Annotated in this window: 32 protein-coding genes; 17 read left to right on the top strand and 15 right to left on the bottom strand. The window is 63.4% G+C overall.

Going from position 1 to position 26975, the window contains the following annotated elements:
* Window positions 1–972: a tyrosine-type recombinase/integrase gene (locus tag DPM19_RS18985; RefSeq protein WP_111869383.1), complete on the top strand. Its 972-nt coding sequence runs from the start codon at window positions 1–3 to the stop codon at window positions 970–972.
* A 325-nt stretch (window positions 973–1297) separates the two neighbouring features.
* On the opposite strand, the gene DPM19_RS34885 is transcribed toward DPM19_RS18985, so the two are convergent.
* From DPM19_RS34885 to DPM19_RS34875, 7 genes are all read right to left on the bottom strand, one after another.
* The gene (locus tag DPM19_RS34885; RefSeq protein WP_146778915.1) at window positions 1298–2035 is read right to left on the bottom strand and encodes a hypothetical protein; all 738 of its coding nucleotides are present in this window, start codon (window positions 2033–2035) and stop codon (window positions 1298–1300) included.
* Complete coding sequence (locus DPM19_RS18975; protein ID WP_158566822.1) at window positions 2032–2403, bottom strand: DUF4282 domain-containing protein; 372 nt, start codon at window positions 2401–2403, stop codon at window positions 2032–2034. The genes DPM19_RS34885 and DPM19_RS18975 overlap by 4 nt, the downstream gene beginning before the upstream one ends.
* A 14-nt stretch (window positions 2404–2417) precedes the next feature.
* Window positions 2418–2768: a hypothetical protein gene (locus DPM19_RS34880; protein WP_146778914.1), complete on the bottom strand. Its 351-nt coding sequence runs from the start codon at window positions 2766–2768 to the stop codon at window positions 2418–2420.
* Window positions 2765–3499: a replication-relaxation family protein gene (locus tag DPM19_RS18970; RefSeq protein WP_158566821.1), complete on the bottom strand. Its 735-nt coding sequence runs from the start codon at window positions 3497–3499 to the stop codon at window positions 2765–2767. The genes DPM19_RS34880 and DPM19_RS18970 overlap by 4 nt, the downstream gene beginning before the upstream one ends.
* Before the next feature lie 251 nt (window positions 3500–3750).
* Window positions 3751–5967 (bottom strand): type IV secretory system conjugative DNA transfer family protein, encoded by a 2217-nt coding sequence (locus DPM19_RS18965; protein WP_111869277.1) that lies wholly within the window; start codon window positions 5965–5967, stop codon window positions 3751–3753.
* A gap of 16 nt (window positions 5968–5983) precedes the next feature.
* Window positions 5984–6163, bottom strand: coding sequence for a hypothetical protein (locus tag DPM19_RS18960; RefSeq protein ID WP_111869276.1), 180 nt, complete (start codon window positions 6161–6163; stop codon window positions 5984–5986).
* Window positions 6164–7145: 982 nt separating this feature from the next.
* Entirely contained in the window at window positions 7146–8330 is a 1185-nt protein-coding gene (locus tag DPM19_RS34875; RefSeq protein WP_146778913.1) for a hypothetical protein, read from the bottom strand.
* A 99-nt stretch (window positions 8331–8429) separates the two neighbouring features.
* Between DPM19_RS34875 and DPM19_RS18955 the strand changes: the two genes are divergently transcribed.
* From DPM19_RS18955 to DPM19_RS18910, 10 genes are all read left to right on the top strand, one after another.
* Window positions 8430–8843 carry an ATP-binding protein gene (locus DPM19_RS18955; protein ID WP_111869275.1) on the top strand — a complete coding sequence of 138 codons (414 nt, stop codon included), beginning with the start codon at window positions 8430–8432 and terminating at the stop codon, window positions 8841–8843.
* A 7-nt stretch (window positions 8844–8850) separates the two neighbouring features.
* Window positions 8851–9639, top strand: coding sequence for a helix-turn-helix domain-containing protein (locus DPM19_RS18950; protein ID WP_111869274.1), 789 nt, complete (start codon window positions 8851–8853; stop codon window positions 9637–9639).
* A 490-nt stretch (window positions 9640–10129) separates the two neighbouring features.
* A complete protein-coding gene (locus DPM19_RS18945) occupies window positions 10130–10597 on the top strand; it encodes a hypothetical protein (RefSeq protein WP_111869273.1) in 468 nt (155 codons plus the stop codon).
* On the top strand, window positions 10594–10950 hold the full coding sequence (locus DPM19_RS18940; protein ID WP_111869272.1) for a hypothetical protein: 357 nt from the start codon (window positions 10594–10596) through the stop codon (window positions 10948–10950). Before DPM19_RS18945 ends, DPM19_RS18940 begins: the two co-directional genes overlap by 4 nt.
* 384 nt (window positions 10951–11334) lie before the next feature.
* Window positions 11335–11949, top strand: a complete 615-nt coding sequence (locus DPM19_RS18935; RefSeq protein ID WP_146778912.1) for a DUF6000 family protein — start codon at window positions 11335–11337, stop codon at window positions 11947–11949.
* 327 nt (window positions 11950–12276) lie between these two features.
* Window positions 12277–12543, top strand: coding sequence for a hypothetical protein (locus DPM19_RS18930; RefSeq protein ID WP_233510443.1), 267 nt, complete (start codon window positions 12277–12279; stop codon window positions 12541–12543).
* A 96-nt stretch (window positions 12544–12639) separates the two neighbouring features.
* Complete coding sequence (locus DPM19_RS18925) at window positions 12640–12933, top strand: helix-turn-helix domain-containing protein (protein ID WP_111869270.1); 294 nt, start codon at window positions 12640–12642, stop codon at window positions 12931–12933.
* Window positions 12934–13225: 292 nt separating this feature from the next.
* Window positions 13226–13507 (top strand): hypothetical protein, encoded by a 282-nt coding sequence (locus DPM19_RS18920; protein ID WP_111869269.1) that lies wholly within the window; start codon window positions 13226–13228, stop codon window positions 13505–13507.
* A 225-nt stretch (window positions 13508–13732) separates the two neighbouring features.
* On the top strand, window positions 13733–13939 hold the full coding sequence (locus DPM19_RS18915) for a type II toxin-antitoxin system HicB family antitoxin (protein ID WP_111869268.1): 207 nt from the start codon (window positions 13733–13735) through the stop codon (window positions 13937–13939).
* Window positions 13939–14163, top strand: coding sequence for a type II toxin-antitoxin system HicA family toxin (locus DPM19_RS18910; protein WP_111869267.1), 225 nt, complete (start codon window positions 13939–13941; stop codon window positions 14161–14163). Before DPM19_RS18915 ends, DPM19_RS18910 begins: the two co-directional genes overlap by 1 nt.
* Before the next feature lie 305 nt (window positions 14164–14468).
* Here the strand turns inward: DPM19_RS18910 and DPM19_RS35330 are convergent, their stop codons facing one another.
* The gene (locus DPM19_RS35330; protein WP_158566820.1) at window positions 14469–14606 is read right to left on the bottom strand and encodes a hypothetical protein; all 138 of its coding nucleotides are present in this window, start codon (window positions 14604–14606) and stop codon (window positions 14469–14471) included.
* A 387-nt stretch (window positions 14607–14993) separates the two neighbouring features.
* A protein-coding gene (locus tag DPM19_RS18905) for an IS5 family transposase (RefSeq protein ID WP_233510482.1) occupies window positions 14994–15810 on the bottom strand; the annotation gives its coding sequence in 2 pieces (ribosomal slippage) (window positions 14994–15461 and window positions 15463–15810; 816 coding nt in all).
* A 1428-nt stretch (window positions 15811–17238) separates the two neighbouring features.
* Here DPM19_RS18905 and DPM19_RS18900 point away from each other — a divergent pair.
* Entirely contained in the window at window positions 17239–17613 is a 375-nt protein-coding gene (locus DPM19_RS18900; RefSeq protein ID WP_111869266.1) for a type II toxin-antitoxin system RelE/ParE family toxin, read from the top strand.
* Entirely contained in the window at window positions 17610–17939 is a 330-nt protein-coding gene (locus DPM19_RS18895; RefSeq protein ID WP_111869265.1) for a helix-turn-helix domain-containing protein, read from the top strand. The genes DPM19_RS18900 and DPM19_RS18895 overlap by 4 nt, the downstream gene beginning before the upstream one ends.
* Window positions 17940–18499: 560 nt before the next feature.
* Here DPM19_RS18895 and DPM19_RS18885 read toward each other — a convergent pair.
* Window positions 18500–19705 (bottom strand): HEAT repeat domain-containing protein, encoded by a 1206-nt coding sequence (locus DPM19_RS18885; protein WP_111869264.1) that lies wholly within the window; start codon window positions 19703–19705, stop codon window positions 18500–18502.
* A gap of 218 nt (window positions 19706–19923) precedes the next feature.
* Between DPM19_RS18885 and DPM19_RS18880 the strand changes: the two genes are divergently transcribed.
* Both DPM19_RS18880 and DPM19_RS18875 read left to right on the top strand, forming a co-directional pair.
* Window positions 19924–20130: a type II toxin-antitoxin system HicB family antitoxin gene (locus DPM19_RS18880; protein ID WP_111869263.1), complete on the top strand. Its 207-nt coding sequence runs from the start codon at window positions 19924–19926 to the stop codon at window positions 20128–20130.
* 591 nt (window positions 20131–20721) lie between these two features.
* Entirely contained in the window at window positions 20722–21159 is a 438-nt protein-coding gene (locus DPM19_RS18875; RefSeq protein ID WP_233510434.1) for an HflX-like GTP-binding protein, read from the top strand.
* 112 nt (window positions 21160–21271) lie between these two features.
* Here DPM19_RS18875 and DPM19_RS34870 read toward each other — a convergent pair whose 3' ends face one another.
* The 3 genes from DPM19_RS34870 to DPM19_RS18865 form a co-directional block, all read right to left on the bottom strand.
* Complete coding sequence (locus DPM19_RS34870; RefSeq protein ID WP_146778911.1) at window positions 21272–21718, bottom strand: hypothetical protein; 447 nt, start codon at window positions 21716–21718, stop codon at window positions 21272–21274.
* A 256-nt stretch (window positions 21719–21974) separates the two neighbouring features.
* The gene (locus DPM19_RS18870; RefSeq protein WP_111869262.1) at window positions 21975–22577 is read right to left on the bottom strand and encodes a cysteine dioxygenase family protein; all 603 of its coding nucleotides are present in this window, start codon (window positions 22575–22577) and stop codon (window positions 21975–21977) included.
* 71 nt (window positions 22578–22648) lie between these two features.
* The gene (locus DPM19_RS18865) at window positions 22649–23269 is read right to left on the bottom strand and encodes a dihydrofolate reductase family protein (protein WP_111869261.1); all 621 of its coding nucleotides are present in this window, start codon (window positions 23267–23269) and stop codon (window positions 22649–22651) included.
* Between the two features lie 130 nt (window positions 23270–23399).
* On the opposite strand from DPM19_RS18865, the gene DPM19_RS18860 reads away from it, so the two are divergent.
* Window positions 23400–24329: a LysR family transcriptional regulator gene (locus DPM19_RS18860; RefSeq protein ID WP_111869260.1), complete on the top strand. Its 930-nt coding sequence runs from the start codon at window positions 23400–23402 to the stop codon at window positions 24327–24329.
* Here the strand turns inward: DPM19_RS18860 and DPM19_RS35325 are convergent.
* Both DPM19_RS35325 and DPM19_RS18855 read right to left on the bottom strand, forming a co-directional pair.
* On the bottom strand, window positions 24312–24461 hold the full coding sequence (locus DPM19_RS35325; RefSeq protein ID WP_158566819.1) for a hypothetical protein: 150 nt from the start codon (window positions 24459–24461) through the stop codon (window positions 24312–24314). The two genes, DPM19_RS18860 and DPM19_RS35325, sit on opposite strands and share 18 nt — an antisense overlap.
* Before the next feature lie 50 nt (window positions 24462–24511).
* Entirely contained in the window at window positions 24512–25444 is a 933-nt protein-coding gene (locus tag DPM19_RS18855; protein WP_111869259.1) for a LysR family transcriptional regulator, read from the bottom strand.
* A 123-nt stretch (window positions 25445–25567) separates the two neighbouring features.
* Between DPM19_RS18855 and hisD the strand changes: the two genes are divergently transcribed.
* Complete coding sequence (hisD, locus tag DPM19_RS18850) at window positions 25568–26893, top strand: histidinol dehydrogenase (RefSeq protein ID WP_111869258.1); 1326 nt, start codon at window positions 25568–25570, stop codon at window positions 26891–26893.
* Window positions 26894–26975: the final 82 nt, after the last annotated feature.

The following is a 26975-nucleotide window of genomic DNA, read 5'->3' as shown; positions in this document are numbered from 1 at the left end:
ATGCCAGCTACCCGCCCCCGGGAGCGGAAGAATCTCAACGCCGGAGTACTCCAGTCAGAGATCGATTCCTTCCGTCTCCACCTGAACTCCGAGCGTAAAGCCGAAAAGACGGTACGCACCTACATCGAAGCGGCGCAATGGTTCGCCGCTCACCACCTCCTTAGGAAGCCCGGCCAAAAAGCGGGTCTCGGTGCGGGGAAAGATGAATGGCAGGATGTCAACGCAGAGGACATCCGGCGATGGATGGCATGGCTTCTCGGACGCTATTCCGACAGCTACGCGAACAACCAGTACCGCGCACTACAGGCGTTCTTCAAGTGGTGGGCCAAGGAAGAAGAACTTCCCAACCCGATGGATAAACTCAAGCCCCCCACGATCGACGAAAAGGCCGTACCGTTCTTCACCGATGAGGAGTTGAAGAAACTCCTACGCGTGAGCGAGGGACGCACGTTCATGCAACGTCGCGACCACGCGATAATCTCTCTGTTCCGCGCAACCGGGATACGACTCTCAGAGCTGGCAGGAATCCGCTACGTTCCAGGCGACCCGGAGCGAAGCGATATCGACCTCTACCATCGGGAAATCCTCGTACGCGGGAAGGGCGGGAAAGAGCGAGTCGTCAAGTTCGACCACCAAACGGCTCGCAGCATTGACCGTTACCTGCGAATGAGGAAGCAGCAGGCATACGCGCACAGCGAAAAGCTCTGGTTGGGCATCAATAACCGATGCCCGATGACAGCCAATGGCGTCTATCAGATGATCAAGCGGCGGGGAAACGAGTGTGGTGTTCCCGTCAATCCACATAAGTTCCGTCACCACTTCTCTCACACCTGGCTGGACAAGGGCGGCCCGGAAGGTGACCTTATGGAACTGAACGGCTGGACATCCCCTCAGATGCTACGGCGATACGGAGCCAGCGCGAGAAGTGCACGAGCGCGACGCAGCTACGATCGGATCATGGAGCAGGAGTAACCTATCTACGAAGAAGTGCCCTCCGGTACGGCGACCGGAGGGCACTTCTTTTGTTGATTTCTGGCTAGCCGGTTCGGCGCTTGCGTGCGAGTGCTGACAGTTTGGCGAGGCGGAGCATGTAAGCCTTTTTTGCGTGTTCGGCGCGTGTACGGCGTTCGTCTTCGGGAAGGACGCCATCCGGATCTACCTCTCGTTCGAAGCGAGCGAGGAACGCGTCTCGCGCTGGTTTGGTTCGCGCGGATCGGTCGCGCGTGCGACTCCAGGACGTTTCAGCCGCTATGCGTTTGTTGATATCCGGCATGGCGTAGCGATCATCTCCTTATCGTTACTTGTTGAGTTTGGCGGTGAGTGCCGAGAAGAGTCGTTCAGTGATGTTGGGTTGTGTTCCGTCCGGACGTACTTCCTCATAGCTGGTGACCACGAGGAGATTATTGCGGGTGAGGTAGTCAGTGATGAGGACACAGCGACCGGCGCCCGTGTAGCAGGCAATGCTTTGTGTACGCCGGTAGTGTTTCCACTCGCCTGCGTTGCCGGCTGTCCTTTTCTGGGGCCGCTGGCATGTGTAGTGCCATAGGGCGTTGAGGTCTTTGGAGAGTTGCGCGGGATTGGTATAGACGATCGCGATTTGCCGGTAGACGCGTTGTGGGATTCGGGAATTGCGGCGGGAGTCTCCGTCACTCCAGAGGCGGTAATCGTAGGTAGAGGTGATCTTCCGTTCGGTCAGCCGTAGATACCGCCAGTCGCATACGGGCGCCAGGACCACGCTGCCGGTTGCGCTTCTACGGCGGGGGAAGGTTCGCCTGCCGACTTCGGCCGGTGCCAGCAGGCGCGAACGGGCCTGTGTCAGCGTGTAGGCGCCAGTGTGGGCGCCACAGCCGACCGAACCCGGCGATGGCGTGCAGGGAGCCTCTGAGAGGCCCGTGGACGGCCGTCCGGGAGTCGCCGGGACGTTGGGGCCGGGGACGGCCGTCCGTGGTGCCTGCGAGTGCGGGGAGCCGTCGGCGCATCCGGTCAGCAGCAGCGCGCAGACCAGGGTGAGCGCGGTTGGTTGTGAGGGATTCATCGGGGGTCTTCCTTTCCTGTGGTTGTGTTCCTTCCATTCAGGTGCTGATTCGCGTTTTGTGCGATGTACCGGATTTCCGCGATGTTCTCACGAATACTCATCACTGCCATGAAGAACTCAAGCGTCATGCGGACGCCGAGATTAACGATGAACCACACCACAGGGGCCATCGCGAATCCCACGAACAAGAGAGTCGGGCCTATCCAGTAGCGGAAGGCTATGAGGAACGCCATAAAGCAAGCGCACTGAACGGCCGTGACCATCTGAATCGCCCGGTAGAGGTCTTTTATGAACCTGGGCGCGGCGTAGTAGTCGAATTCCGAATCGAGCACGGCCATGAGATAGGCGAGCCGGTTCCGTCCACTCATCGGTGCGCGGTCCATCATTCGGGCCTTACGGAATCGATGTAGCTCATTCCGGCCCGGTACTGGTCCATTTCCTCACGGGTGATCGCGACAGCTTCGTATTCGACGCCGTCGAATCTGCGAACCGCACTGTAGAAAGCGCGAGCGAACTTGTAGCTTGTAGCGACCCCGAGAATCGCCGCTATGCGGTCCACTTCCGTGCGTTCGCTGTCGTCGTCTTCACCTCGTACGGAGTAGTTGACCGTGATGAGCGAGGGAATCGGCAGGTGCGGATTCTGCCGGATGAATTCCGCAAAAGCGCGTAGACCTGTGATGATCTGGGCTCGCTTTTCGTCATCGGGTGAAGTGGGCGGGGGGTTGCCTTTCATTGGTTGGGGTGTCCTTTCTGTGGGATGGGTGTGGTGATTTGCGCGGCGAGCGTGGGTACAGCCGCATCGAATGTCACGATGTGAATTACTTTCCCGGCGATGTCCGGGAAACTGCTTAGTGCACGTTTCAGGGCTGCACACCGGGCCGAGTCGGGAGTGGTCACCAGGACGCGCGGGATTACCTCGCCCGGACCAGGAATACCGGCTTGCGCAAAAGCCGTGTACGCCGCGAATTTAGCGCGGATCACGGGAACGCTTTCGGTTCCTAGGTCAACCTCTATCCACCAATGGTCTGTGAATTGTTCGGCGACTAGTGCTGTATACGCATCGGGTTTGAGGTGACTTCCGGTTCCATCTGGCCACCAACAATCAGGTTCGGCCTGGAATTCGGTGATCTGGTAGGCGCTATCCCGGGAGGTTTCGGCGAGCCTCGTATAAAGCTCCGAGACGGCCAGAGCATGACTTTGCAGGCGTGGCGCGCGAGTGATTCCAGCGGGAATGCGTGCGGTTTCTTCGGTATTTTCACGTAGCCGCAAGAGAAGAATGGCCGCAGGGTCTAGGCCGTAGACGTACGGACCTGATCCGCCGTCGGGACCACCGACACGGCGAGGCATGGCCACGAGCGCGCCGATATCGGTCAGCCTGCGCAGTACGCGAGCGCGAACGCGAAAAGCCGATTTGAGTTCAAAGAAATGCAGGCGTTCTATTTGCCCACCGGTCACGATATGCAACTGGTCAATTGTTGAGATGATTTCCCAGTCTCGGGAGTTCAGCCGTTTTTCCAGCCATACCGCCCGAGCAGGAGACTTACGGGGAGGAGGGGAGCCAGCTGGCCGGTTGGAGCGCCTACCAGCCGACAGGGAGAGATTCGGCATCCTTGACGCTCGGAGAACGGCCCCTACCAGCCAGGACGCGAGGCCCGTGTATGCACCGAACTGCACACCGAGATGAACACCGAAGTGAACACCGAGATGAACACCCGTCATGAGTGCCCCCCTGCAACACGGCCGATCGGGGGCACTATCGAGATGGCAGGCCGAATACGGGCCTGACAAGCCGCCTCCACATCAGCGCGCGGTACCCCATACCTGTCGAGCGTGAAGTCCAGTACTTCACTCGCGTCCCGCAACGGCTCATCCAATGGCATGGTGAGGCCGGTAACGGGTGCCATCGTGCGAGCGTCCACGCAGGGACGCATAGCGACTTCAAAAGCATCCAGGCCGGTAAGGTCCTGTCGCGTGAGCGGCGTGAACCGCTTCGCCATGGTTTCGGCATCGCGGTATTCGAGTTGGAACACGACTTGTGTTCGGACGGTACCGAGAACAGCCGCCGTGACATCTGCCGACAGCTGATCCAAGTACTGATAAGCGAGCGTGAGCCCTAGGCCAAGTCCACGCGCCTGCGCGAGCATATCGGCCAGTTCTCCACCTGATCCGAAGCGTATGAACTCTTGGAATTCGTCCAGGTAGGCGAATGCCGGTCGGCGTTTTTCGGCCGCAACGGTGGCGCGTCCTAGAGTTTCCTGCCATAGGAACGCCACGAGCAAAGAACCCAATAGGTGAGCGGCTTCCGGTCCGATGACCCCTTTGGAAAGGGGAACCAGTAGGATTTTCCGTTCCCGGAACACTGCACCAAGGTTTATTCCTGTGCTCTGTCCGAGCATGAGCCGTAGCGCTGATCGCGTCGTGAACGTGCGGATTTTGTTTATCGCAGGCCCGATAACCTGCGCTCGTTCCGGCTCGCTCATCGCCTCATAGGCCGCCCAGAACTGACGCACCGATTCGGGTATTTTCTGCCGCATGACCTGTCGCCGGAACGCCTCATCCGTGAGAAGTTGCGGGATTTCCACGAGCGTGAACGCGCTACCGTCCGGAGCTTTCGCGTACACCAGGGACAGCAGGCAACTACGCAACACATCAGCCGTGCGCGGACCCCATGAGGAACGCCACAGTTCCGCCAGGACATAAACGATTCGATCGACTACCAGTTCTTTGGAGTGCTCGTCACGGCCGCTGCCGAGAATGTTGAACCCAACAGGCCGGCCCAAAGAACTGGCATCCATCACGATAACGTCGTTCATCCGGTCATCTGGGATGCGCCGTAGGATCTGCTCTATCAGGTCGCTTTTCGGGTCTATGACCACGGTTCCGTGACCCGCGCGAATATCCTGCAACGCCAGCCTGGCGATGAGTTCGGACTTGCCCGAACCTGTCGGGCCTTGAATAAGCGCGTGCCTGAGTCGGTCATCAGTAGCGAGCGCAAGCGGCCTTTCCCGCATTCCCGGGTAGTTGCTCATCGCGACCACAAGGCCGGTACGGCGCATGTCCACCGATGGCGGAAGTTGACGAGCGGACCCAACGGCCAGGCCAGGAACTCTGATTCCCTCTGTCGGGAATCCCACCAACGCGGTTAGTTCTTCCGCATTGAGTAGAGCAGGCCACAAGGTCAGCGGAACCGATCGGGCCTGGAGACGACCGGCGACCACTCGTGTCGGCAGCACGCGCCCCCGTATGGCGCTGTGTGGCCCGTTCACGGCCGCAAGAGCGTTCATCACCCCCGCCAGCAGTAGAGCCGCCCGCGCACGGTGAGAAGCGCTCACGGCCACTCTTCCGCAGGCGTCCGCCAATGGGGCCGCTTGTTTGTTGGCGATGTCGCGTAGAGCCTCGCTCGGAAGTTCTTCGCTGGCCCTGATTCGGCGAGTGGCGGACACGATCCACTGAACGCGGATCACCTCACCTGATCCGAGGGGGTACATGGCCGCCAGTACTCCCGCTATGGCCACCTGCGACCGTTGTGACGCCAACGGGCGCCACAGGCGTGTAGTGCGTAGTTCACGGGCGAGACGCGCCTTAGGGAACGTCGCAAGGTAATCGGGTGACTGCTCCAACCGGATTCCTGGGAAACCGGTCGTGAATCTGGTCAGCGTTCCCGGCGACATGTGATCAGGGATCAGCACGTAATGCTGTATCCCGCGATGATCGGCGATGATTTCGAAAGCGATCGGCCAACGTGCTGTGGAAACCGCGATGACCGATAGCGCGCCTGTGATCGACTCATGGGAAAGTCCATCGGGCAGGCGTAGCCGATACGCCAGCAGGGACCCCCGCCACTGCCGGGATTCCCGCCAGCGCTGGCCGAATACCGTGAGGAAGACGAGTGCGGCGAACATCAGCACTACGGCGGCAGGTCGGAATTCCATCACGGTTCAGCCCTCATCAGTACCGGCGACGCAGCGTCAGCCAGTAGAAAACAATGATGAGAATCGCACCGCCTACCAGCGGGAGAAACGGCGTGATCCATTCGTAGGTCAGTTTCGCCAGGTAGGCGATGACCGGGATGGCGACGAGAACCGCCAGGACACGCCCGAGAATCGAGCGACGGTAGTAGACCGGCATGGTGTTCCTTTCTTAGTCGGTGGCCGGCGGGACTTCCGGAGTCACACCCAAAATGCACATGAGTTCTTCCGTCGCTCGCCTGGCCTCTGGCAGGCGAACCGCAGAAAGAGCGATCGGCTGACAACCCGTCTCCCGCAAGTACTCCCAGACGACGAAAATCACGTCATAGGGATCATGGATCAGTGAAACAGGCTGCACGCGTTCTCTCCTCATGCGAACGGAAAACCCTTAGGCAGGGCTGACTTCTTACTTTCATCCAGCCTGCGCCCTGCATTCCGGATGAAACAAGTCACCATTCATGGCGTCTTTCCTGGTGCGAAACCCGGCACCGAACGCATGATGGAAGTGGGAAAGTTTCCGGCATGCCGTAGGGACAAAAGATGGCATCGATGCAGGTGAGAGGGGTTTACACGTAAGATGACAACGAGCAACCAAGCGTCCGCTACCTGCAATTGCATAGCCAGCACAACGGAGTGCCGGTGACCTGCGGAAACGCGCCTTTCCGCGCACGAGGAGAGACACGCCAGGATGGAAGAGAGGCCCGTACACCCGATCGACCTAGGCCAGCTGCACGAGGGACTACGGCAGTCCCTACGCCACGGAGCACGAGCGGCGAGGCTGGCCGTCTACTCGCCCAACCTCATCGACGTTCTGTCACCCGTAACCAACGAGCTAGAGAACGAATCAGCGCTCTACCTACGCGCATTCCGCACAGAACAGCTCATCCGTGACGGAATCAACGAAATCGGTGGACAAAGAGCCACTGCGCTACTCATCATCTTCGGGCTGACACGGCAGGCCGGTCACCAATCCCTAGAAGAACGGCGAAGACTCGCAGCACGCGAACTAAGAATCCAGCCCGATACCCTCCGCAAACCTGGGCACGAACCACTAATGATCCTAGATCTCACCATGGAGATATACCGTCTCCTTACAGCAAAAAATCCTTCCACCGAAAACGGGTAGGGCCTTTTGCCTAAGGTCACATGGTACGGGGCTCGCTGATCACTGTTCGTAGGAGTTCACGGGCCTCACGCATTTCAGATACGTGCGAATAAGACGCCGACTTCGCCAGAACCTCCCGCACGTACTTATCCACGCGAGCGGAATTTATATACGGCACTGCGTATGCGAGTTCGATAATCCGCATTGCGGCCAGTTGCAGCTTTCCGGAATCCAGCATAACCGGAATTTCACGAGCTAGGAATTCAGCACCCCATGCACGCATCGAATTGATATCGTGGACGGCGTAATCCAGTTCCTCAATAGCTTCTTCGTGGTCTCCGAGATCAGCCAGTGCTAGGCCGATATTTCCACTAATTGAGAGTGCCTCAACGGGACTCAGCGAAGAATTGCGACCGGCTTCTAGAACCTCACGAATCTCAGTCACGTCTTGCCCGCGAATGTTCGCGAGGGAGCGACCTAGGCGAATGTGCAGATTTGCCCGCGAGTAGTCTGTGAGATCAGATCCGAAACTCAGGCCCTTTCGTGCGTATCTGATGCCGCGATCGGCATTTCCTCCGTAAGCGGCTATCTGGCTGAGGCTTGCATAAATATTCGCCTGGCTTTCGAGATCTCCCGCTTCGCGGGCTAGCTTGAGCGCCTTTCCCGCCAGGTCTTCGGCAGCATCCACATAATCTGCATCATACAGCGTCAATGCAGAAACGCGGACGAGTTCTGCGGCCGGTTCCCGTAGTTCGCTATTCCCGTTGTCAACGGCAGATATAACGTGTCGGGCGTGATGAACCACTGCCTTTATGGAATCGGCCCCTCCCTGATTTTGCCGCATCTGACGAACGTGATTCGCCAGCGATGCGACATACTCAGGGTCGTCATAAGGACTGGTCTTAGCCGCTGCTACAAGGCTAGGACCCACAGCCGCATCTATGGCAGCGATACCTGTAGCACCTGCAACCCCACCGAGGAACTGTCGTCGTTTCATACGACCTGTTTTCCCTTCCGCGCGCGGAACTATGCGGATCTCCCACCCTACGCGCGACAGCATGCGGGCCGCAGTCCCGATCGTTGCGTCTTTCAGCCCCCGGCTGGCACGCGAGACCCACGCTTGGGTGATCCCCTCTCCTAACTCGCCCGCAAGTTGAGCTTGCGTCCATCTGCGTTCTTCCATGATCAGGTTAAGAGCTTCTGCGAGCGTCCGCGCTTCCATGCCCAACAGGGTATGCCCGATAGAGCATTTTCACCCACCGTATGCATCAGGTGACATAGATCCTTGGGTCACCAACCAACGGTGCGAGGTGATCCCCCGATGACGATCGACAGCCCCCCGCTCAGTGAAGTGTTAGCTCAGATCAGTCTTCCGGCGACCCGTATGGCTCCCATGATCGCGCGAGCCATAGTTGTCACGGTCGCGAAGTCTTTCCATCTCGACAGCGAGACGATCGACTCTGCGAGGCTGGCCACATCTGAACTAGTGACCAACGCTTGGGAGCATGGCGAGGTAATCGATTCCATCGGAATCGTCATCGCTCGCATCGAAGATCGATTTCACGTCGAAGTTCATGACACCTCTGATCTGCTTCCGGTCCTGCAAAAAGCACAAACATGTGAGACGCACGGACGTGGAATGCACATCATCGAATCGATAACAGACGCATGCGGGGTCACCAGGACTCGCGAAGGAAAGGCCGTATGGTTCCAGCTGAATACACGATGGAACTGAGGTATTGATGGCTGCCAAAAAGCCGTCACCTTGGCTGAAAGAGTTCGGCGCGGAAGTCACCCGGATCCGGGAGGGGGTTGGCCTGACTCGTACAGAGCTGGCCACATCGATGAACGTGACCCGTAGCTACGTGGGTCAGGTCGAAGCCGGTACAACTCGTTGCCGCAGAGATTTCGCGATGCGGCTGGACAGCGCGCTCAACAGCGGAAGCACCCTGCTGGACAAATGGGAGGATTGTTTTCGATCAGTAGACTATCCACGGTGGTTCGTGGGCTTCCTCAAAGCAGAGGAAACGGCCACCCTTCTACGTGTGCATGAGAACACCCTCGTGTACGAACTGTTTCAGACCGAAGCCTACGCTCGCGCACTGTTGTTGACAGACGATCTACTCACCGGCAGAACAAAGCGACAGGCGACCCTGACGCGCAGTGACTCGCCTATGGTGTTCGTGGTCATGAACGAAAGCGTGCTGTACAGGCAGGTCGGATGCCGAGAAACCATGCGTAAACAACTCGAATACCTGATCACGGTTTCCGGCTGGAACAATGTGACTCTACAGATAGCTCCCACGACGCACTACCACGGCGTAAACGGGTCATTCACTGTCGCGACGCAACGCGACGGAAACGAGGTCGTTTATCTGGCCACCGCGATCGGCGGTAGCGTCTCCAAACAATCAGACGACATCTTGCACGTGGCGAAACTGTTTGCGACGCTACAAGCGCATGCGCTCCCAGTAGGCACTTCCCGGGATTTGATTCAAAAAGTCACCTTGGAACGATGGGCGTGCTCATGATTGAACGTTTTATCCAGAAGGGTATCTTTCGCAACCTATGCCGGGACCCTGGGGGCTACCGGGGCGATCGTCGTTCGTTGTCACATCCGGCCCGTACTTGCAGGTCAGGGCCATGATCAAAAATCTTCACTTGACAGGCAGACCGGAAGGGCGTAACTCTGGGAACGCAATCCGCTTATCGGCTTCTCGCTCGTCCGTGAGGTGAGTTTTTGCAGGTCAGCACACCGTTGAGGCGGGTAGACCTGAAAAGCGGAAGGTCGGCGGTTCGACCCCGCCCCTGCCCACCACCCCTGAACAGCCAGAACGCCCCGGAGCCAGCGGCCCCGGGGCGTTTTTGACGACAACGCGACAGCGGACGGTCGTTTCACATTGCCACCGGGCAGGCCAGCAAGTACGACGGACTCCTGGGACGCGGGGAGCCTGGTCCGCACCAGCAGCTCTCCACACAGGTCAACCGAACTTCAGAACACGATCTGAGTATACTGGGGGCATGAGCACCACCGCGGACGCAGTGACCTTCTCCGACCTGTCCCGCAACCCCAAGTCCGTAGCCGAGCGCGCCGCGCGCCTGGGCCGGCTGCGCGTCACCCACCGCGACGCCCCTGACTTCTACCTCACGGCCGCCGACCGCGAAGAACAACGCGACGAGAGCCTGACGACCGCGTCACGGATCTTCCTGGCGCTCATGAAGCACGACCCCAGCGCCCGGGCGCTACTGCTCGCCATGCCCGACGTGTTCCCCTGGGTACGCCACCTGAGCACCGAAGAGGTTCGCGCCTTCACCGTGGAGCTGGTCGACGCCCTGTCCGACGCGGCCGAGCTCGATCTCGACACCAACGCCCAAGAGGTCATCACGAGCTGGCGCGCCACCGCGCGGATCAAGGCGGATCGCACGGAGTACGAGGAGGCGCTTCAACCGACTTCTGGTGACTTCGGTCCGGTCGAGGTCGCTCCTTGAGCCCCAAACGAGGGGACAGGGTCACCGTCCCACCTCCAGACGACGAATGGGACGTCAGGTTCGGCACCAGCGAGGCGGTACGAGGCTGGGAAGAGCTATGCCGCCTCGCCCTGTCCAACACCCGCCGATGCCTGGAGGCCCTGCGCAACGGGCCACGTTCCCGCTCCAACCACGAGCGCCAGCACCGGCTCCGCGGGGACCTCGCAACGCACCGGCACAACGGCCGGGACCTCGAACAATGGGAATACGAGGTCACCAGCGGCGGCCGCGTACGGTACGTGATCAACGATGACGACCACACCGTGTGGATCATCTACGCGTCCCCTCGCCACCCCAAGGACACCGACCGCTGACGGCAACCCTGACGGCAACGTCGGCAACCACCAGCAGCCACAAGCACCCACCGACCACTGCCCCACCTCGGAGATCCGGCCCAGGGCAGCGCGCTTCCTACTCCTGAAAAGCGGAAGGTCGGCGGTTCGACCCCGCCCCTGCCCACCTCTTGCAGTACGAATCAGCGCCCGACCTGCATATATGCGGTCGGGCGTTCTCGTTGTCGAGTCCGGTCGTGTCCGATTGTCATTGGGGTGCAGCGGCTCGCTGCGCCGAATGCGTGCCCAAGCCAGTAATGCGTGCTGTGAGTGGACTCCAATGTCGCAGGGGAGCCGTACACTCTGCACACGACGCTGAGCGAAATGGTGTCGCCGTGGCCCAGTTGCTCCAGCCACACTGTGCTCATGCGACCTCCCGCACCGAACGGCTCCGAGCTGCGTGCGTTGGACAGGCGCTATGTCTTTTGGAGTTATGAGGGCCCGCTTCGCCAGCGCTATCTGAAGATCATGGGTGTCAACGCCCTGCGGGACGGCGAACCACGACGGTCCCTGCTGATGCGGTCGCTAGCCGAAGACGCGCGCCTGATCACCGATGACGAGCTCGACCGCCTGCTCACCAGCGAGTGGCGGGCCCGCCTCACCGCAGCCTGGCTGATCGGCCTCGACCGCCGGACCGGGTTCCGGGACCGTCTTGGTGAGCTGCTGTACGACGGTGCCTTCATCAAGGCCGACGCCGGTTACGCCCTAGCCCTCGCCCGATTCGGACAGCTCTCCGACGCGGCGCTCCTCGCCGCTGCTCTCACCCACAGGCTCTCGGAGCCGAAGCCGTTCCACGAGCAGATATTCGTGATCGGTGCGCTCCGCCACTTGGACGAACGCCTGGGGACGGATCACGCGGAGGAGCTACTCGGCCGTTCCTGGCGACAGCCCATCCCCGCCCGACCGGACCAGGAGCGGTTCACGGGCTACATGAAGCGGCTGTGCGCCTTCGCCGACGAATGCATGCACCACCCAGACTGAGATCCTTCAACAACGAACTGGACCAGCCACCATCTGACAGCAACGGTGACAGCAACAGCGGCCACCAACCACGACCACCGGCACACACCGACCACCGGCACACCTCGGGAAGCCGGCCCAGGGCAGCCCGTCCGCTACTCCTGAAAAGCAGAAGGTCGGCGGTTCGACCCCGCCCCTGCCCACCAACCCTGAACAGCGCAAACGCCCCGGAGCCCTCAGGCCCGGGGCGTTTTTGACGACAACGTGGCGGCGGATGTGGGCGATCGTGCAACCGGCTTATCCGGGCGGGGTAGCGCCATGCCTTGAGATGCATATAGCGTTGGATGCATGGACCTGTATGTCATCGAGCTTGAGCCCGAGGTCGAGGCATGGCTGGACTCCCTGAACGATCGGGAGTACGGCCGGGTCCTGGCGTACGCCGAGATCCTCGCGGAGGAAGCGGCGACGTTAGGCGAGCCGTACTCCCGACACCTCGGCGACAGGGTCCGGGGAACTGCGCATCCCATTGCATCCGCTCGACATGCGCGTGTCATATTGGCTCGCACCGGGCAGACGGGCCATCCTGCTCACCGTCTTCAGAAAGACCCGCAATAAGGAAGTCGCCGAGGTCGAACGGGCCAAACGGGCCCAGAAGGCCTGCGAGGCCGAGCACGATCACGCCCGACGCACATACACGAGGGAGGCCTGACCATGAGCGAACACGCACAGTGGAACCTCGGCCGTCGCCACCGTGACAACACCGAAGTCCGCGCAGGATACGAAGAAGCCAAGCGCGCCATCGCCATCGGCAGGGCAGTACGGGACCGCCGCCTGGCGCTCGGCTTCTCCCAGACTGAACTCGCCAAGCGAGCAGGCATGACCCAGCCGGCCCTCTCCAGACTCGAAGCCGGCGCCGCAGTACCCACCATCCCCGTCCTCGACAGACTCGCCCACGCACTCGACGCCGAACTCGTCATCGGCATCAGCCCACACGCCGCAGCCTGAACAGAGCCGTGCCATCAGACAGAATGAACGAAGGTCACCAGAGGTCACTCGCAGACGGCAGGATCGGCAGACCAACGGCCTGATCCCGGAAGCGCCGAAGGGTTCCCAAGCTGAATTCAAGACGGTCGCCGTGGGTGGCTAGGCACCGTTCGGGGCTGGGGGCTCCCGACTAATGAGATGCTCGGCCCCTGCTCCCGCAGACCAGAGCACCCACCCACGTGAAACACTTCATCACCACTCCTCGCCGTTCACGAGGCAGACACTCCGGAATGACACGCGGTACGTTCGAAGCGTGGACGAGGCTGAGGCCAGCGGCAGAGCGTGGCGGGAAGAAATCCGTCGCCGGGTCACCGTCGAGCAGGACCGAGCTGCCCTCGGCCGACTTATCGAACACGACCACGACCCCTTCGAAGTCGAACTCTATGAACACTCCTCCGACCCCCTCGTGGTCCTCATCGACCGCGCCCAACGATCCCGCGCCGGCCAGCACACCCGGCACGAACGCCGCCGACGCAACCAGGCCAAGCACGCACAACGTGACGACAACCCTGACGACAACGCCCCCACACACTGACAACTGAAAAGCGGAAGGTCGGCGGTTCGACCCCGCCCCTGCCCACCATCCCTGAACAGCCAAAAGACCCCGAGCGATCACCGTCCGGGGTCTTTTCGTTGACAGCAACAGCAATGAGTTCGGCCAGTGGACGGTCACGTCTGGCTTCTGGGAGCCCCGGTGCGGTGAGCGTGGGCTGCGGCCAAGGGCCGGTGCGCCAGAAGGCGGAAGCGTAGACTCGGCGGCATGAAGCAGATGGTCCAGATCCCCTACGAGCTGGAACAGGAAGAGGACGGCACCTGGGGTGCGCACGCTTCCTTCCCCAGCGGAGGGGCACACGGTGTCGGGGACACTCCCGAAGAGGCCGTCGCCGACCTTTATGAGGCCGTGAGCCTGGTCATCGAGGAGTTCGGCGTCCCGCCGGTCCTGACGATCGTCCAGGACGTCGCCTGATGCCACCACTGCCCGTGGTCTCCGGCGCGGAAGTGATCAAGGCACTGGAGAAGGCCGGCTTCGCACTGACCCGCGTCAAGGGCAGCCACCACATGATGCGCAGCCCCGAAGGCCGCTTCACCGTCGTCCCCGTCCACCAGGGCAAGGACCTTCCGCCTGGCACGCTCCGCCGGATCATCCGCGACGCCGGCCTGTCGGTCGCCGAGTTCATCGCCCTGCTCTAACGAACCACCGGCCCAAGCTGACAGCAACGGTGACAGCAACAGCGGCCACCAACCACGACCACCGGCACACACCGACCACCGCCCCACCTCGGGAATCCGGCCCAGGGCAGCCCGTCCGCTACTCCTGAAAAGCGGAAGGTCAGCGGTTCGACCCCGCCCCGGTCCACTACACGTGAGAGGGCTCGGGTGAAGTTGCTGCTAGCCGCGGCTCGCCGGCAGTGAGAGTAATTTCTCTGAAAGTTTGATCTCGGGGCCGGGTGTCTCGCTCTAGTGACGAGACGCCCGGCCCTTACTGCACGCTTTCGTTAGCTTCCGGTCACCTTGTGGAGCAAGGTGAGGATGCCGACGCCGACGCCGATCGGGATAGCGACTTCGGGGAAGAAGATCGTCAGACTGGCGACGCTACCCGCGATGGTGAGCAGTACGACCGCTCGCAGAGACATCAGTGGGCCATCTCCCGGAGGGGCCGGGGGGGATGCCTCGTCAAGGCGGTTTGAGCGTAGTCTCATCTGCAGGGACTCCTGTTCTCGCATCGTGTGGATGTCTTGAGGGGCACGGGTCTTCAGCGGCTCTCCTGGTGGTTCAGGGGAGCCGCTTCTTTCTTCTTTCTTGCGCTGCTTCTCTCCACACCCTCTTTGGTGCAACCTAGCATTATGCAATGTAGCATTTTGACACATGGCATGCAAATCGGTACAATGCGGCCCTTGCTTGGGTGGGCGGGTGGACCTGCTGTGCGCTCAAGGCGCCAGGGGCGGCGTATAGGGCCCAACCTGGCGACGTCGGGTCCCGGAAGACAGCAGCGATGGGGTGAAGCAGGCTTAGAGCGTGTCCTATGTGGTGAGTCGGATGAGCCGTTTATGGCACACAAGCGCTGCGGCCAAGCCGAGAAAGGCCAGGTAGTTGGCTGGGTGGCGTTCGTAGCGGAGGGTCAGGCGGCGGTAGCCGGTCAGCCAGGCCAGGGTGCGTTCGATGACCCATCGGTGTCGCCCGAGGCGGTCATCGGGCTCGATTCCCTTGCGGGCGATCCGGGGTTTGATCCGCTGCCGTGCCAGCCATCGCCGCAGCTCAGGAATGTCATAGGCCTTATCGGCATACAGCTTGCCAATACGCCGCTTTGGACCTTTCTCGAAGGCGTGTCTCATATGGCCGTCGATCATCGGCTTCAGACCCTGGCTGTCGTGGACGTTGCCGGTTGAGATGCCAACGACGAGGAGCAAGCCCCGCCGGTCGGACAGGACATGCAGCTTGGAGCCGGGTTTGCCCCGGCCCACGGGGCTCGGGCCGGTGTGCTCGCCCCCCCCTTTTGGCCCGCACGTGCACCGAGTCGAGCACGGCACGGAACAGATCGAGCAGATCCTCATCGGCCAACCGATCCAGCAGCACCTGGTGCAGCCGGCCCCACACCCCGGCCCGCGACCAGATCAAGAACCGGCGATGCACAGTGGACTTCGACGCACCGAAACACGGCGGCAGATGCCGCCAGGCCCACCCGCTGACCAGCACGTACATGATCGCCGCGAACACCGCCCCATCATCGATGTTCACCGTCCCACCACCCTGCGGACGCACCCTGGCCGGCGGCAGCAACGGCCGCACGACCTCCCACAACCCCTCGGGGACGATCCAGCTCCACTGTCCACCTGGCACACCAAGATCAACGAGCAATCACCACATAGGACACGCTCTTAGTTAGCTAGTTGAATGCATGACCAAGAGGAGGTCGGTAGATACATGTAATGCATGCAGCACAAGCACTCGCCCCCTCGCCTGTGCTGATCACTCAGGATGAGAGCCCTGCCCCTCCGGACTCATGAATAACTTACTTACTCCCCGGTATTAGAGAGGCTTAGCAAACACCACCACGGCTCTCAGCCTCGTTCGCTACTCAGCAGTACGTACACTGAGGAGCAATGACCATGGCCTTCGGTGGTCGCCAGGAGGACCAGCCTCGTCATAGAATCCCAACTGGATAACGGCTCGCCTCTTCGATCCGGAACCACGATCGCAGGCTTGGATGCCAGGCAGTTAATTGATTGTCCGGGCCTAAGCGCCGAGGGCATCCGTAGCGTGAGGAATTCTTGGCAAGGTACGGCGAACACTTCGTCCCGACCAGGCACGGTCGAGGAACTATAGAGACGCTGCCAGCGACGTACGTCCCATCTGGTTCACTGGCGCAGTAAGGCGATGTGCTACTGACACGACTACAGGTGGCCGGATGGAAGGTCAACATCGTCACCAACGGTGGTGATGAACAACCAATCCCGAAAGTCTAAGCTAACGAAGCTGACTAGAGCCGTCGACACTTACGCGCTTCCCACCTGCTTCGTCCTGAGCTGACTGCTGACCCTAGCCTCTAAGCAGAGCCAGGAGCTCAAGCCGTAGTTACTAACTAGCTAACTACCGCAAGAAAGAAGGCACGACCCAGGAGGGGCAGCGGGTGGTCAGCCTCAGGACCTGTTCTGTATCGCCAGGGTCAGTCATGTTCAGCTACCTGCCTGTGTTGGTTTTCCCAAGCTGATGTACCGGATGATTTCCTCGGGTCGTTATGTACTTCAGGCCAGGGGTTTCTACCATCGTCCCGCTTCCGTTCCTCGGGCTTATGGCTAACCCAGCAGCCGGGGTCGAGAGCTCTTGATCGCCAAGACTTTGTAGCGTGCCGGAGCCAGATGTCGCGTCCCATACCTGCTCACAGGGCGGTGCTCACCTACCAGAGGGTTGGACGAGCCGGCGAGACACAAACGACCATGGGATGCGAAGTCAAGCTGGCTTCAGCTGACGATAACAGTGACGACAATGCCCCGCACGCCGACGACCGTCAGTACACGCCCAGCACCGTCCGACCTCGGCAGACGGACCGGCGGCAGGGGGTTGTCACTTCTGAAAAGCGGAAGGTCGGCGGTTCGACCCCACCCCTGCCCACCAACCCTGAACAGCCAGAACGCCCCGGAGCCACCAGGCCCGGGGCGTCTTTGTTGACAGCAACCGCGTCAAGATCGTGAGCGGACGGTCGGCGGTGAAGCAGAGCCTGTCACAGAACCGAACCGAGCGATATGAGTCACGGGTTATATTTGCGGAGTGGTCTGGGACGTCATCCTTCTTGAACCGGTCGAGAGCTGGTTCCTCAAGCTGCGTGAGTCCGACGTGCGCACCGCCGCGCTGATCGAGCAGGCGATCGACCGGCTGGCCGCTGTGGGGCCGACGTTGGGACGGCCGCTCGTCGACACGTTGGAGCACAGCGAGCTGCGCAATCTCCAGGAGCTGCGGCCGGGTTCCCGGGGCCGGTCCGAGATCCGCATGCTGTTCGTCTTCGACCCCGACCGTGCCGCGATCTTCCTGGTCGCAGGTGACAAGGCCGGGCAGTGGTCCCGTTGGTACGACGAGGCGATCCCGCTGGCCGAAGCACGCTACGCCGAATACCGGGCAAGCAAGGACAAGGAGGCCGGACGATGAGCACCGGACGCCGCTGGCAGGACATCAAGGCCGAAGCCCACCGCCGCCACCCCGAACTGGCCGACCCCGAACGGCAGGCCCAGGCCCGCGCCGAACTCGACGCCTATGTCGCCGGCCACCACCTCAAGGAACTCCGCAAGGCCATCGGCAAGACCCAAAAAGAGATCGCCCAGGTCCTCGGCGTCTCCCAGTCCCGCATCTCCCAGATCGAAAACGGCGACATCGAAGCCATGGAACTGGAAACCCTCCGCGCCTACGCGGCCGCCCTCGGCGGACACCTCGACATCACCATCAGCGTCGGCCCCCACTCGGTCAAGGTCGCCTAAACACTGAAGAAGCCCGCACCGACAGCAACGGTGACAGCAACAACAGCCACCAACCACGACCACCGGCACACACCAACCACCGCCCCACCTCGGGAATCCGGCCCAGGGCAGCCCGTCCGCTACTCCTGAAAAGCGGAAGGTCGGCGGTTCGACCCCGCCCCTGCCCACCGCCCCTGAACAGCCAGAACGCCCCGGAGCCAGCAGGCCCGGGGCGTTTTGACGGCAACGCTGACGGCAACGTCCTCAGTCGAGGGCGCCCCCAGCTTCCGCAACGCGGCCCGCTTCTCCTCCAGCGACGCGGGGAGCGTAGATGGTCATGGTCACGCCGATGTCGCTGTGCTCGGCGATCTCCCGGACGACGTGCGGCGGGGCTCCGAGGGCTGGCAACAGCAAGGCGCAGGTGTGTGCAGTCGCATGCCTTCCAGGCCGGCCGCTGAGCACATACTGTCCCAGCTTCGGCGCAGGTTGTCCGGTTCCGTGGGGGTGAGCTTCCCCCTGCGGGACCGCTTGGCATCAGGGAGATGCACGTTTCTGCCGCAATCCGGATATTGCAGGCGCACTCAGCCACCGTCCACGAAAGAACTCATGGCTTCGACGTTGCGCGGCAGGCCATAGGAGCTGAGCATCATGCTGAAGTTGCCGAATGTCTTGTACTGCCTCCACCCCCAGGTCGCCGGGGAGGCGGCCAAAGCCAGCAGGAGACGTTGCTGCCGCCGGTCCAGGGTGGTGAAGCGGGTTTCCGTCGTGACTGGTCCGGCTGGGAACGCTCGACGCAGGGCTTCGCCCACAACCGGTAGGGCTTCTGGGCCGCTGACCGCTGGGATCCGGGCGAGGAGGGCGTCAAAGGCGGACTCGGCGTGGGCATCGCCGAGTTGACGCAGCGCCAGTCCGGCATAACCGGCCACGTTGCCCTCAAGGTAGGGGATTTCGGCGCGGCTTGGAATGTCTCCGCCGGCCCAGGCCAGCAACTCGGTGGCCACGGCCGCGTCGGCGGCTGGGCCGTGCATCCGGGCGAGCGCGACGGCCGCACCCCAGCGGACGAGGTCCCTGCTATCGGTCAGCGCGGCACGGACGGTCTGCGCGGCGACTGGGTCGTCGGTATCGATCAGTCCGAGTGCGACCAACGCCGTGGCGGCCACTGGCGCTTGAGGGTCGCCGACGGCAGACGTCAGCGGGCCGCCACTGGCGCTGGCGTCCTCGCCGAACCAGGCCAGCGCATATGCGGCGGCTACCCGCATCCGCGGATCTTCGTCGGCCAGCAAGTCGCGATACAGCGGTACACCGGTACGAACCGCGTCGTATACAGCGATCTCGATGTGCGCGAACATCTGTTCCTGCTGCCGCTCGTCCAGCGACTCCCAGTACCGATAGCCGCTGTCGTCGTCCTCGTCACCGGTTGGGGCCGGTGCCGCCTGCAGTACCTGCTCGCCACCTACGGCTCGCCGCCGATGGGAGGTGACGGGGAACGTGTCGGGCAACCAGCTCTCGTCGTACCCGATCGCTAGCGATGTCAACAGTTCCAGGATCGCGGTCCGTTCCGGTGTGGCCGGGTCGGCCAGCAGCTCAAGCAGGAACGGCGCGGCGTACGCGCTCGCCTCGTATCGCGTGCCCTGGTGGAAAATGTTGCCGTACAGCTGCCGCCGCGCGTGCTCACGCGCCTGCGGGTCGGCTGCCCGCAGCGCACGGATGAGGTCGGGAACGTCAGCCGCGGACCCATACGCGTGCTCCAACCCGGCCCACGCCACATTCGACAGCCTCTTCAACATGAAGGAAACCTACCGTCGACCACCGACATAGCTGAGCTTTTCTCCGTAGTACGGACGCTCGCGCCCTCAAACGCAGGGTTCTGTCGCAGATCAAGACGGCTGCTGTGCAGCAGGGAAATACAGCAACATCACCGCACACCGCCTCACCTGCCCGTATGCCAATCTACGTCCCGGCCAAGGCCCGGTGTGCCGGGAGGCGGAAGCGTAGATTCGGCGGCATGAAGCAGATGGTCCAGATCCCCTACGAGCTGAAGCAGGAAGAGGACGGCACCTGGGGTGCGCACGCCTCCTTCCCCAGCGGAGGGGCGCACGGCGTCGGGGACACCCCCGAAGAGGCCGTGGCCGACCTGTATGAGGCTGTGAGCCTGATCATCGAGGAGTTCGGAGTCCCGCCGGTCCTGACGATCGTCCAGGACGTCGCCTGATGCCACCACTACCCGTGGTCTCCGGGACGGAAGTAATCAAGGCACTGGAGGAGGTCGGCGGTTCGACCCCACCCCTGCCCACCGCCCCTGAACAGCTAGAAGACCCCGAGCGATCATTGCCCGGGGTCTTTTCGTTGACGGCAACCGTGATGAGGCCAGTCGGCGGACGGTCACACCTGACGCCGCAAACCACGGAGCTCCGGTCCAGCAAGTGCGGGACATGGTCACGCTCAAGCAGGTCCAGCGACCAGGGCATGGACTCGATTCAGTGAGCACTCCGGGTCTGTCCGAACGTGAGCGGCGTGCCCGTTACGTGCCCATCAGAGCGGGCCGCAGCGGTCACGTACGGTCGTCGACGGGGAGAGCCACGCGTGGCCGTAAGTCAAAGGACCGCAGGTCAGGGTAACCATAGGTGGTGATTTCCCAAGCTGGGAGTGCAGGGCGGTAGCCGTCCTGCTGAAAATTCACTCGTCAGTGGTCGAGGGCTTGCTTACCGTGGGGCGCATGGGTCATAGGCATCATTCGCGGAGGGTCGGCAGCCAGCGCCGTGTGGTCTTGGTGCCTCCTGCGATAAAAGACGCTGGGGACCTGGTGGCCGGAGCCGATGTGTTGATCGCGGGTCTGTTCTCTGCCAAGTGCAAGGATCACGTTGATCTCATGGATGCGCTTGCCGCCGAGGTCTCCGCACGGGGAGGTAGGGTCGCCGGGCGATTCGTTCAGCGCCGAGGGATTTCGGGTGGCAAGAAAGGCGGGGCGCCCGGTGGGAAGGCGAACATGGACCGGCCCTACTCCTCACGGACGCTGATGAGCACGGGCAAGGTACGCGAGATGGCCGAGGCCCGCATGAGGACCCATGCCAGGGTCATTGTCTTCTTCAACGAGCTGACCGACAGGCAACGGGCCGTGCTGCCCGAAATCATCGGATGCCCGGTACTGAGCCGCAGCGACCTGCAAGCCGCACAAGATTCCGTACCCAGACCACCCGCGACTGGCCTTGCGAACCCGCCGCACCACCCTGACCGCTGTTAACGCCAGCGCTGCCGGGGCTGAAACGGCGCTGCGTGGTGAGGATTGAGTGTACGGCGCCTGCCCTGTCCAGTCCCGCCGGACCGTATCAGCCAACCGCTAGGGGTGATCTTGATCAGCTATGCGCGAACGCATAAGCAGCTGCGGTCAGGAAGACAGTAGCGACCACACCACACATTCCACTGCCGATCCAGGATGTCCTTCGCCAGCGAGGAGCGGAACTGACTTTTTCGATCATTCGGAGCCCGTCAATACCTAGGCTAGTAGCCAGGCGGCTCTGGATTTCCTTAAGCGGGACAGACGCCGTCGCCAGTCGCTCCCGTGCACGTCGAGCCAAAATTATGTAGATCACTACAGAAAGTGCAGCCATCAAGGCAACAAATCCCGCCACCAAGTGCAGCTTGGCCTGGATAGCGGCAATATAGGCCGCAAAGTTGCCTGCGACGATCAGAAGATAGAAATTTGCCATCTGGAATCGATGATTCATGCTCATCTCATACCAGGCCCATGCATGGTTTAGAGCGGTCGTCAGATCAGACTCAGCGGATTCTGTTCCTGCCATACACCAAGAGTCGAGGAAGTCGGCGGCCCAGAGGGCTTAATCACATCACAAAGCCGTGACGATCGCTGTGGATGGCTGTACCGCTCGGAATGGGAAACTCGGCCCACAGAGTGGTTTCCAGCCAGGTCAAACTCATACACCACCTCCACGGACGCAACCTGTAGCCGCGGACAGCCGACCTGAGGTGACCGGTAGGTCGCTGTGGGGAAGAGGCTGTTCGTGCTAGGGCGGAGCCCATCTGGCCCGGCGTGAATAATTACCGGTCGCTCGATGGCTGGGGATGGCCGCTGTCGGCTGCCGGGGTGTTCCAGCCGGAGACGAACCATCGGACCGCTCCGGTCGCCGGGTCGTACGACCGCCGTTCGATGGTGCCGATGTCGGCTCCGTAGACGTGGATGCCGACGGTGGGTGTGTCGCCGACGGCCGCGACGGCGTGGACGTCGTCGTCGGTCGTGCAGCACACGGTGACCTGTCCGCGTTCCCACACGTGCTCGCCGGCCGGGGTGAGGGGCCTGCCCGGCTCGGCGGCCGTGGGTTTGGCGTAGCGGAACTCGTGTTCGGATCCTGAGTAGATGCCGGCGACGCCCCATGTCTCGTGTCCGTGCACGGGTGTGCGTTGACCTGCGTTCCAAACAACGGCGGCCAATGACCAGCCGTTGTCGGGGGCGATGTGGAGGGGGTAGTTGACATGGTGCTCGTCCGACGGCTGGGTGACCTCGGGTGGGAGCCGGTAGCCGCCGGCCAGTAGGGCGGACAGCCGCTCCGCGACCCGCTGGGTGATCTCGTGCTCGTCGTCGGTAGTGCTGAGCACGGACTCCACGTCGTCGATGAAGGTCTGCAAGGCGCCATCGGGTTTCATTATGATCCCCCTAAACGTGCGGTGAACCGAGTGCTGAGCCGCCGGCTCTGCCCGTGCTGTCCTGCTCGGGGTCAGGGCAGCACGCGGTAGGTCAGGTGCGTGACCGAGCCGGCCGCTCGCGACTCCACCTGCTCGAGGTTCAGTGCCGGGACGCCGTCGAACAGCCGCGTGCCGGCGCCGAGCGTGATCGGCACGATGTGTAGCCGCAGCTCGTCGATCAGGCCGGCGGCGAGGTACTGGTTGACGGTGGTCGCTCCGCCATGGACGGAGATGTCGCCGCCTCCGGCCGCTTCGCGTGCGCGGATCAGTGCGGATTCGATTCCGTCGGTGACGAAGTGGAACGTGGTGCCGCCGTCCATCGGCTGCGGGTCGCGCGGGTGGTGGGTGAGCACGAAGACCGGGGCGTGGTACGGCGGGTTGTCGCCCCACCAGCCGGTCCACTGCCGGTCCCACTCGCCGCGCACTGGGCCGAACATGTTGCGGCCCATGATGAACGCCTTGGCCGCCGTCATCCGGTCCAGTTCGGCCCGGTGCTCCTCGGGGTTTTCGACGTACCAGGCGTGCAGCTTGTCGCCCCAGCCGTCGCCGCCGTCGGCGCCGAACGGGCGCTCCTCGGTCTGGTCGAGCCCGGCCGAGTACCCGTCGACCGAGATCGAGAGGTCGCAGGTCACCTTGCCCGTGCGTGCGGTCATCGCCGTGTCCTCCTCGGGGCGACCCTGCTGTCGCCTTCGCGGTGCGCTTCCTATCAAGAATCAGCATGGAGCAGACATGACATAACGTCTAATGCCAACTATCCGGAACTATCATTGATATTCTTGATGAATGCTCAACCTGGTCCAGCTCAAGGTCCTGGCCGCGGTGGCCCGGCACGGCTCGGTGACCGAAGCGGCACGAGAGCTGCACTACTCCCAGCCGTCGGTGAGCCACCACCTGTCCCGCCTGGAAGCGGCCGCCGGCGTCAAACTCGTCCAGCGGATCGGTCGCGGAATCCGGTTGACGCCGGAAGGGCAACTGCTGGCCAACCGGGCCGCCGAGATCATCGGACGGGTCGACGCGGCGGCCAACGAGCTCGCGGCGCAGGTCGGCCTGCAGGCGGGGCGGGTCCGGCTGGCCTCCAACGCGTCCACGCTGAGCACGATCGTGCCGAAGGCGGCCGCCTCGCTGACCCAGGCCCACCCGGGACTTCAGCTGAGCCTCTTCGACCGCCACCCCGTCGAAGCGCTACAGATGCTGCGCCACGGCGAGATCGACGTCGCACTCGTCTTCCGCCACGCCGACGCCCCGCTCGAGGACGAGGGATTCCGCCTCGTCCACATCGGCGACGACCCGATCTACCTCATCAGCCGGCGCCCCGACGACAACCTCGCGAACCACCGCCACTCCGCCTGGATCGGCGGCTGCGAACGGTGCCAGAACGAGCTGACCGCCATGTGCCGGCACGAGGGCTTCACCCCACGCATCACCTCGCACAGCGACGACATGGTCGTCGTGCAAGCCCTCGTCGCCGCCGGCATCGGTGTCACCACCCTGCCTGGCCTCGCACTGCAAGCCCACCGCCGGCCGGACGTCCACGCCACCGAACTCACCGGCTTCCGCCGGCAGATCCACGCCGCCACCTACGGCGACCCGCCCGACCCGCCCGCCGTCACCGCCGTGCTGGACGCTCTCACCCGGGCGGCCGCGCCGACGGCATCGGCCCGCACCGCCGTCGACCAGATCTCACCGAACACCCCGCTAGACCTCTCCCCGTAACGGCGTCGCCCAGGGGTTCTCGGTGCGGGTCAGGGCGTGGAAAGCGACCTGGTGGTCGCCGACGGTCTGGTCCCGGTCGGTCAGGCTCGGCTGCTCGGGTGAGGGGATGCCCAGCCCGCGGGCGGTCTCCACGAGCAGGCCGGGGAGCGCCTTGCCGTCGACCGCACCGGCGCCGGACCCGGTCAGCCGGGCACCGGGTGGACGCGCTGCGCCGGGTCGGTGATCCTGGCCAGCAGGGTGCTGCGTGCCCGCCGGGCCAGCTCGCGGGCGCCCGGGGACAGCGCCGAGGAGGCGCGCTGGACGAACGCGATCGTGTCGTACAGGGGTTCGGCGAACGGGACGGTGCGCACCTCGGGCGGGCAGGACGGGCTGTCCGCGACCGCACGCGGGATGACGGTGTCGCCGACGCCGCGCGCAACGAGTTTCAGCGCCGACTCGACGTGTTCCACCTCGATGATCGGTTCGATCTTCAGGCCCTCCAGCTGGGCGCGTTCGGCCAGCTGGCGGCGGGTCGGGGCGGCCCAGCCGTAGCGGGCGTCGTACATGACCAGGTCGGCCGCCACCATCCGGCGGAGGTCCATGGGCACGGCCAGCCTGCCGGGGTCGGCACTGGCGTAGAGCACCTCGTCGCGGATCAGTGGCGTGACCTTCAGCCCGGTGTCATCCACGGGGAGCACGACGAGGCCGGCCTCCAGTTCGCCCGCAGACACGGCCGCGGCGACCTCTCCGGAGCTCTGGCCGACCAGCTTCAACCGCACGTTCGGATGCGCCTCGTGGAACTGCTGCGCCAGGTCCGGCATCAGGTAGTAGGAGGCGTTGCGCAGCAGGCCGAAGGTCACGGCACCGCCGTCCAGGGAACCGATCGACTTCAGCACCTGGCGGCCCTCGTCCACCGACGAGACCGCCCGCTCGGCGTAGGGCAGCAGTTCGGCCCCGGCGGGGGTCAGCACGAGCCGGCGGCCGCCGCGGACGAACAGCAGCATCCCGGACTCGTCCTCCATCCGGCGGACGAGTTCCGACACCGACGCCTGGGCCATCTTCAGCTCGGCCGCCGCCGCGGTGAACGATCCGGTGCGCACCGCGAGGAGGAACGCGCGGAGCTGGTTCAGGGTCATAGGGTGACCCTATGGGAAGTGCGGGACAACTCAGGCTAGTCCTGTCCTTTCGGGTTGCCTAGCCTTCCAGGGGGATGCTCCAGGCGCCCGCGGACGAGCCCGCCACCTGCACGCGAGGATGAAATGATCACCTATCTCAAGGAAGCCGTCTCCCGCGACCGGGTCGCCGCGGACGACGACCGCGTCGCCGCGACGGTGCGCGACATCCTCGGCGAGATCCGGGCCCGCGGGGACGCCGCGGTCCGCGAGTACTCCGCGAAGTTCGACGACTGGTCCCCGCCCGCCTTCCGGCTCTCCCCCGAGCAGATCGCCGAGATCGTCGCCGGGGTGCCCCGGCAGGTCATCGAGGACATCGAGTGGGTCCAGGCGCAGGTGCGGCGGTTCGCGGAGCGGCAACGCGCCTCGATCAGCGACTTCGAGGTCGAGACGCTGCCCGGCGTGCGCCTGGGCCAGCGCAACGTGCCGGTCCGCGCGGTCGGCGCGTACGTGCCGGGCGGCCGGTACCCGCTCACCGCGTCCGCGCACATGACGATCGTGACCGCGAAGGTCGCCGGCGTGTCCCGGGTCGTGGCCTGCACCCCGCCGATCCGCGGGCAGGTGCCCGCCGCCACCGTCGCCGCCATGCACCTGGCCGGCGCCGACGAGATCCACATCCTGGGCGGGGTCCAGGCGATGGCGGCCCTGGCGATCGGCACCGAGTCCGTCGAGCGCGTGGACCTGATCGCCGGGCCGGGCAACGCCTACGTCGCCGAGGCCAAGCGGCAACTGTTCGGCGAGGTCGGCATCGACCTGTTCGCCGGGCCGACCGAGATCCTGGTGATCGCCGACGAGCACGCCGACCCGTTCGTCGTGGCGGTGGACCTGCTCAGCCAGGCCGAGCACGGCCCCGACTCACCCGCGGTGCTGGTCAGCACCAGCGAGCGGGTGGCGCGCGCGGCGATGGCCCACGTGGAACGGATCCTCGGCGACATGCCGACCCGGGACTTCGCCGCGCCCGCCTGGCGCGACCACGGGCAGGTCCTCGTGGTGGACGACCTGGACGAGGCGTTCGCCGTGGCCGACACCTTCGCCTCCGAGCACGTGCAGGTCCTCACCCGCGAGCCGCGGCGGGCCCTGGAGAAGATGCGCGACTACGGCGCGCTGTTCCTCGGCGAGGGCACCTGCGTGTCGTACGGAGACAAGGTCATCGGCACCAACCACGTCCTGCCCACCCGCGGCAGCGCCCGCTTCACCGGCGGCCTGTGGGTCGGCAAGTACCTCAAGACCGTCACCTACCAGGAGGTGACGGACCGCGACTCCAGCGCCCTGCTCGGCGAGGTGTGCGGCCGGGCCTCCCGGGTCGAGTTGTTCGAGGGGCACGCCCGCTCCGGGGACGTCCGCGTCGCCAAGTACCGGGGCGAGGCCCTGGCGTGGAGCGAGCACTCCTTCACCGGGGCCGCCGGCACCTGACCAGGCGGACGGCGGGATCACCGGTGGCCGCGGACGCGACCGCTCCCTTGATCCGAACTGAGAACAAGCCCGCGAGCCGAGC

Origin of the sequence: Actinomadura craniellae (assembly GCF_003289645.1) — a bacterium.
Taxonomy (GTDB): domain Bacteria; phylum Actinomycetota; class Actinomycetes; order Streptosporangiales; family Streptosporangiaceae; genus Actinomadura_D; species Actinomadura_D craniellae.
Note: the sequence above shows the minus strand (reverse complement) of the source record. Positions and strands in the feature narration are given on the sequence as shown.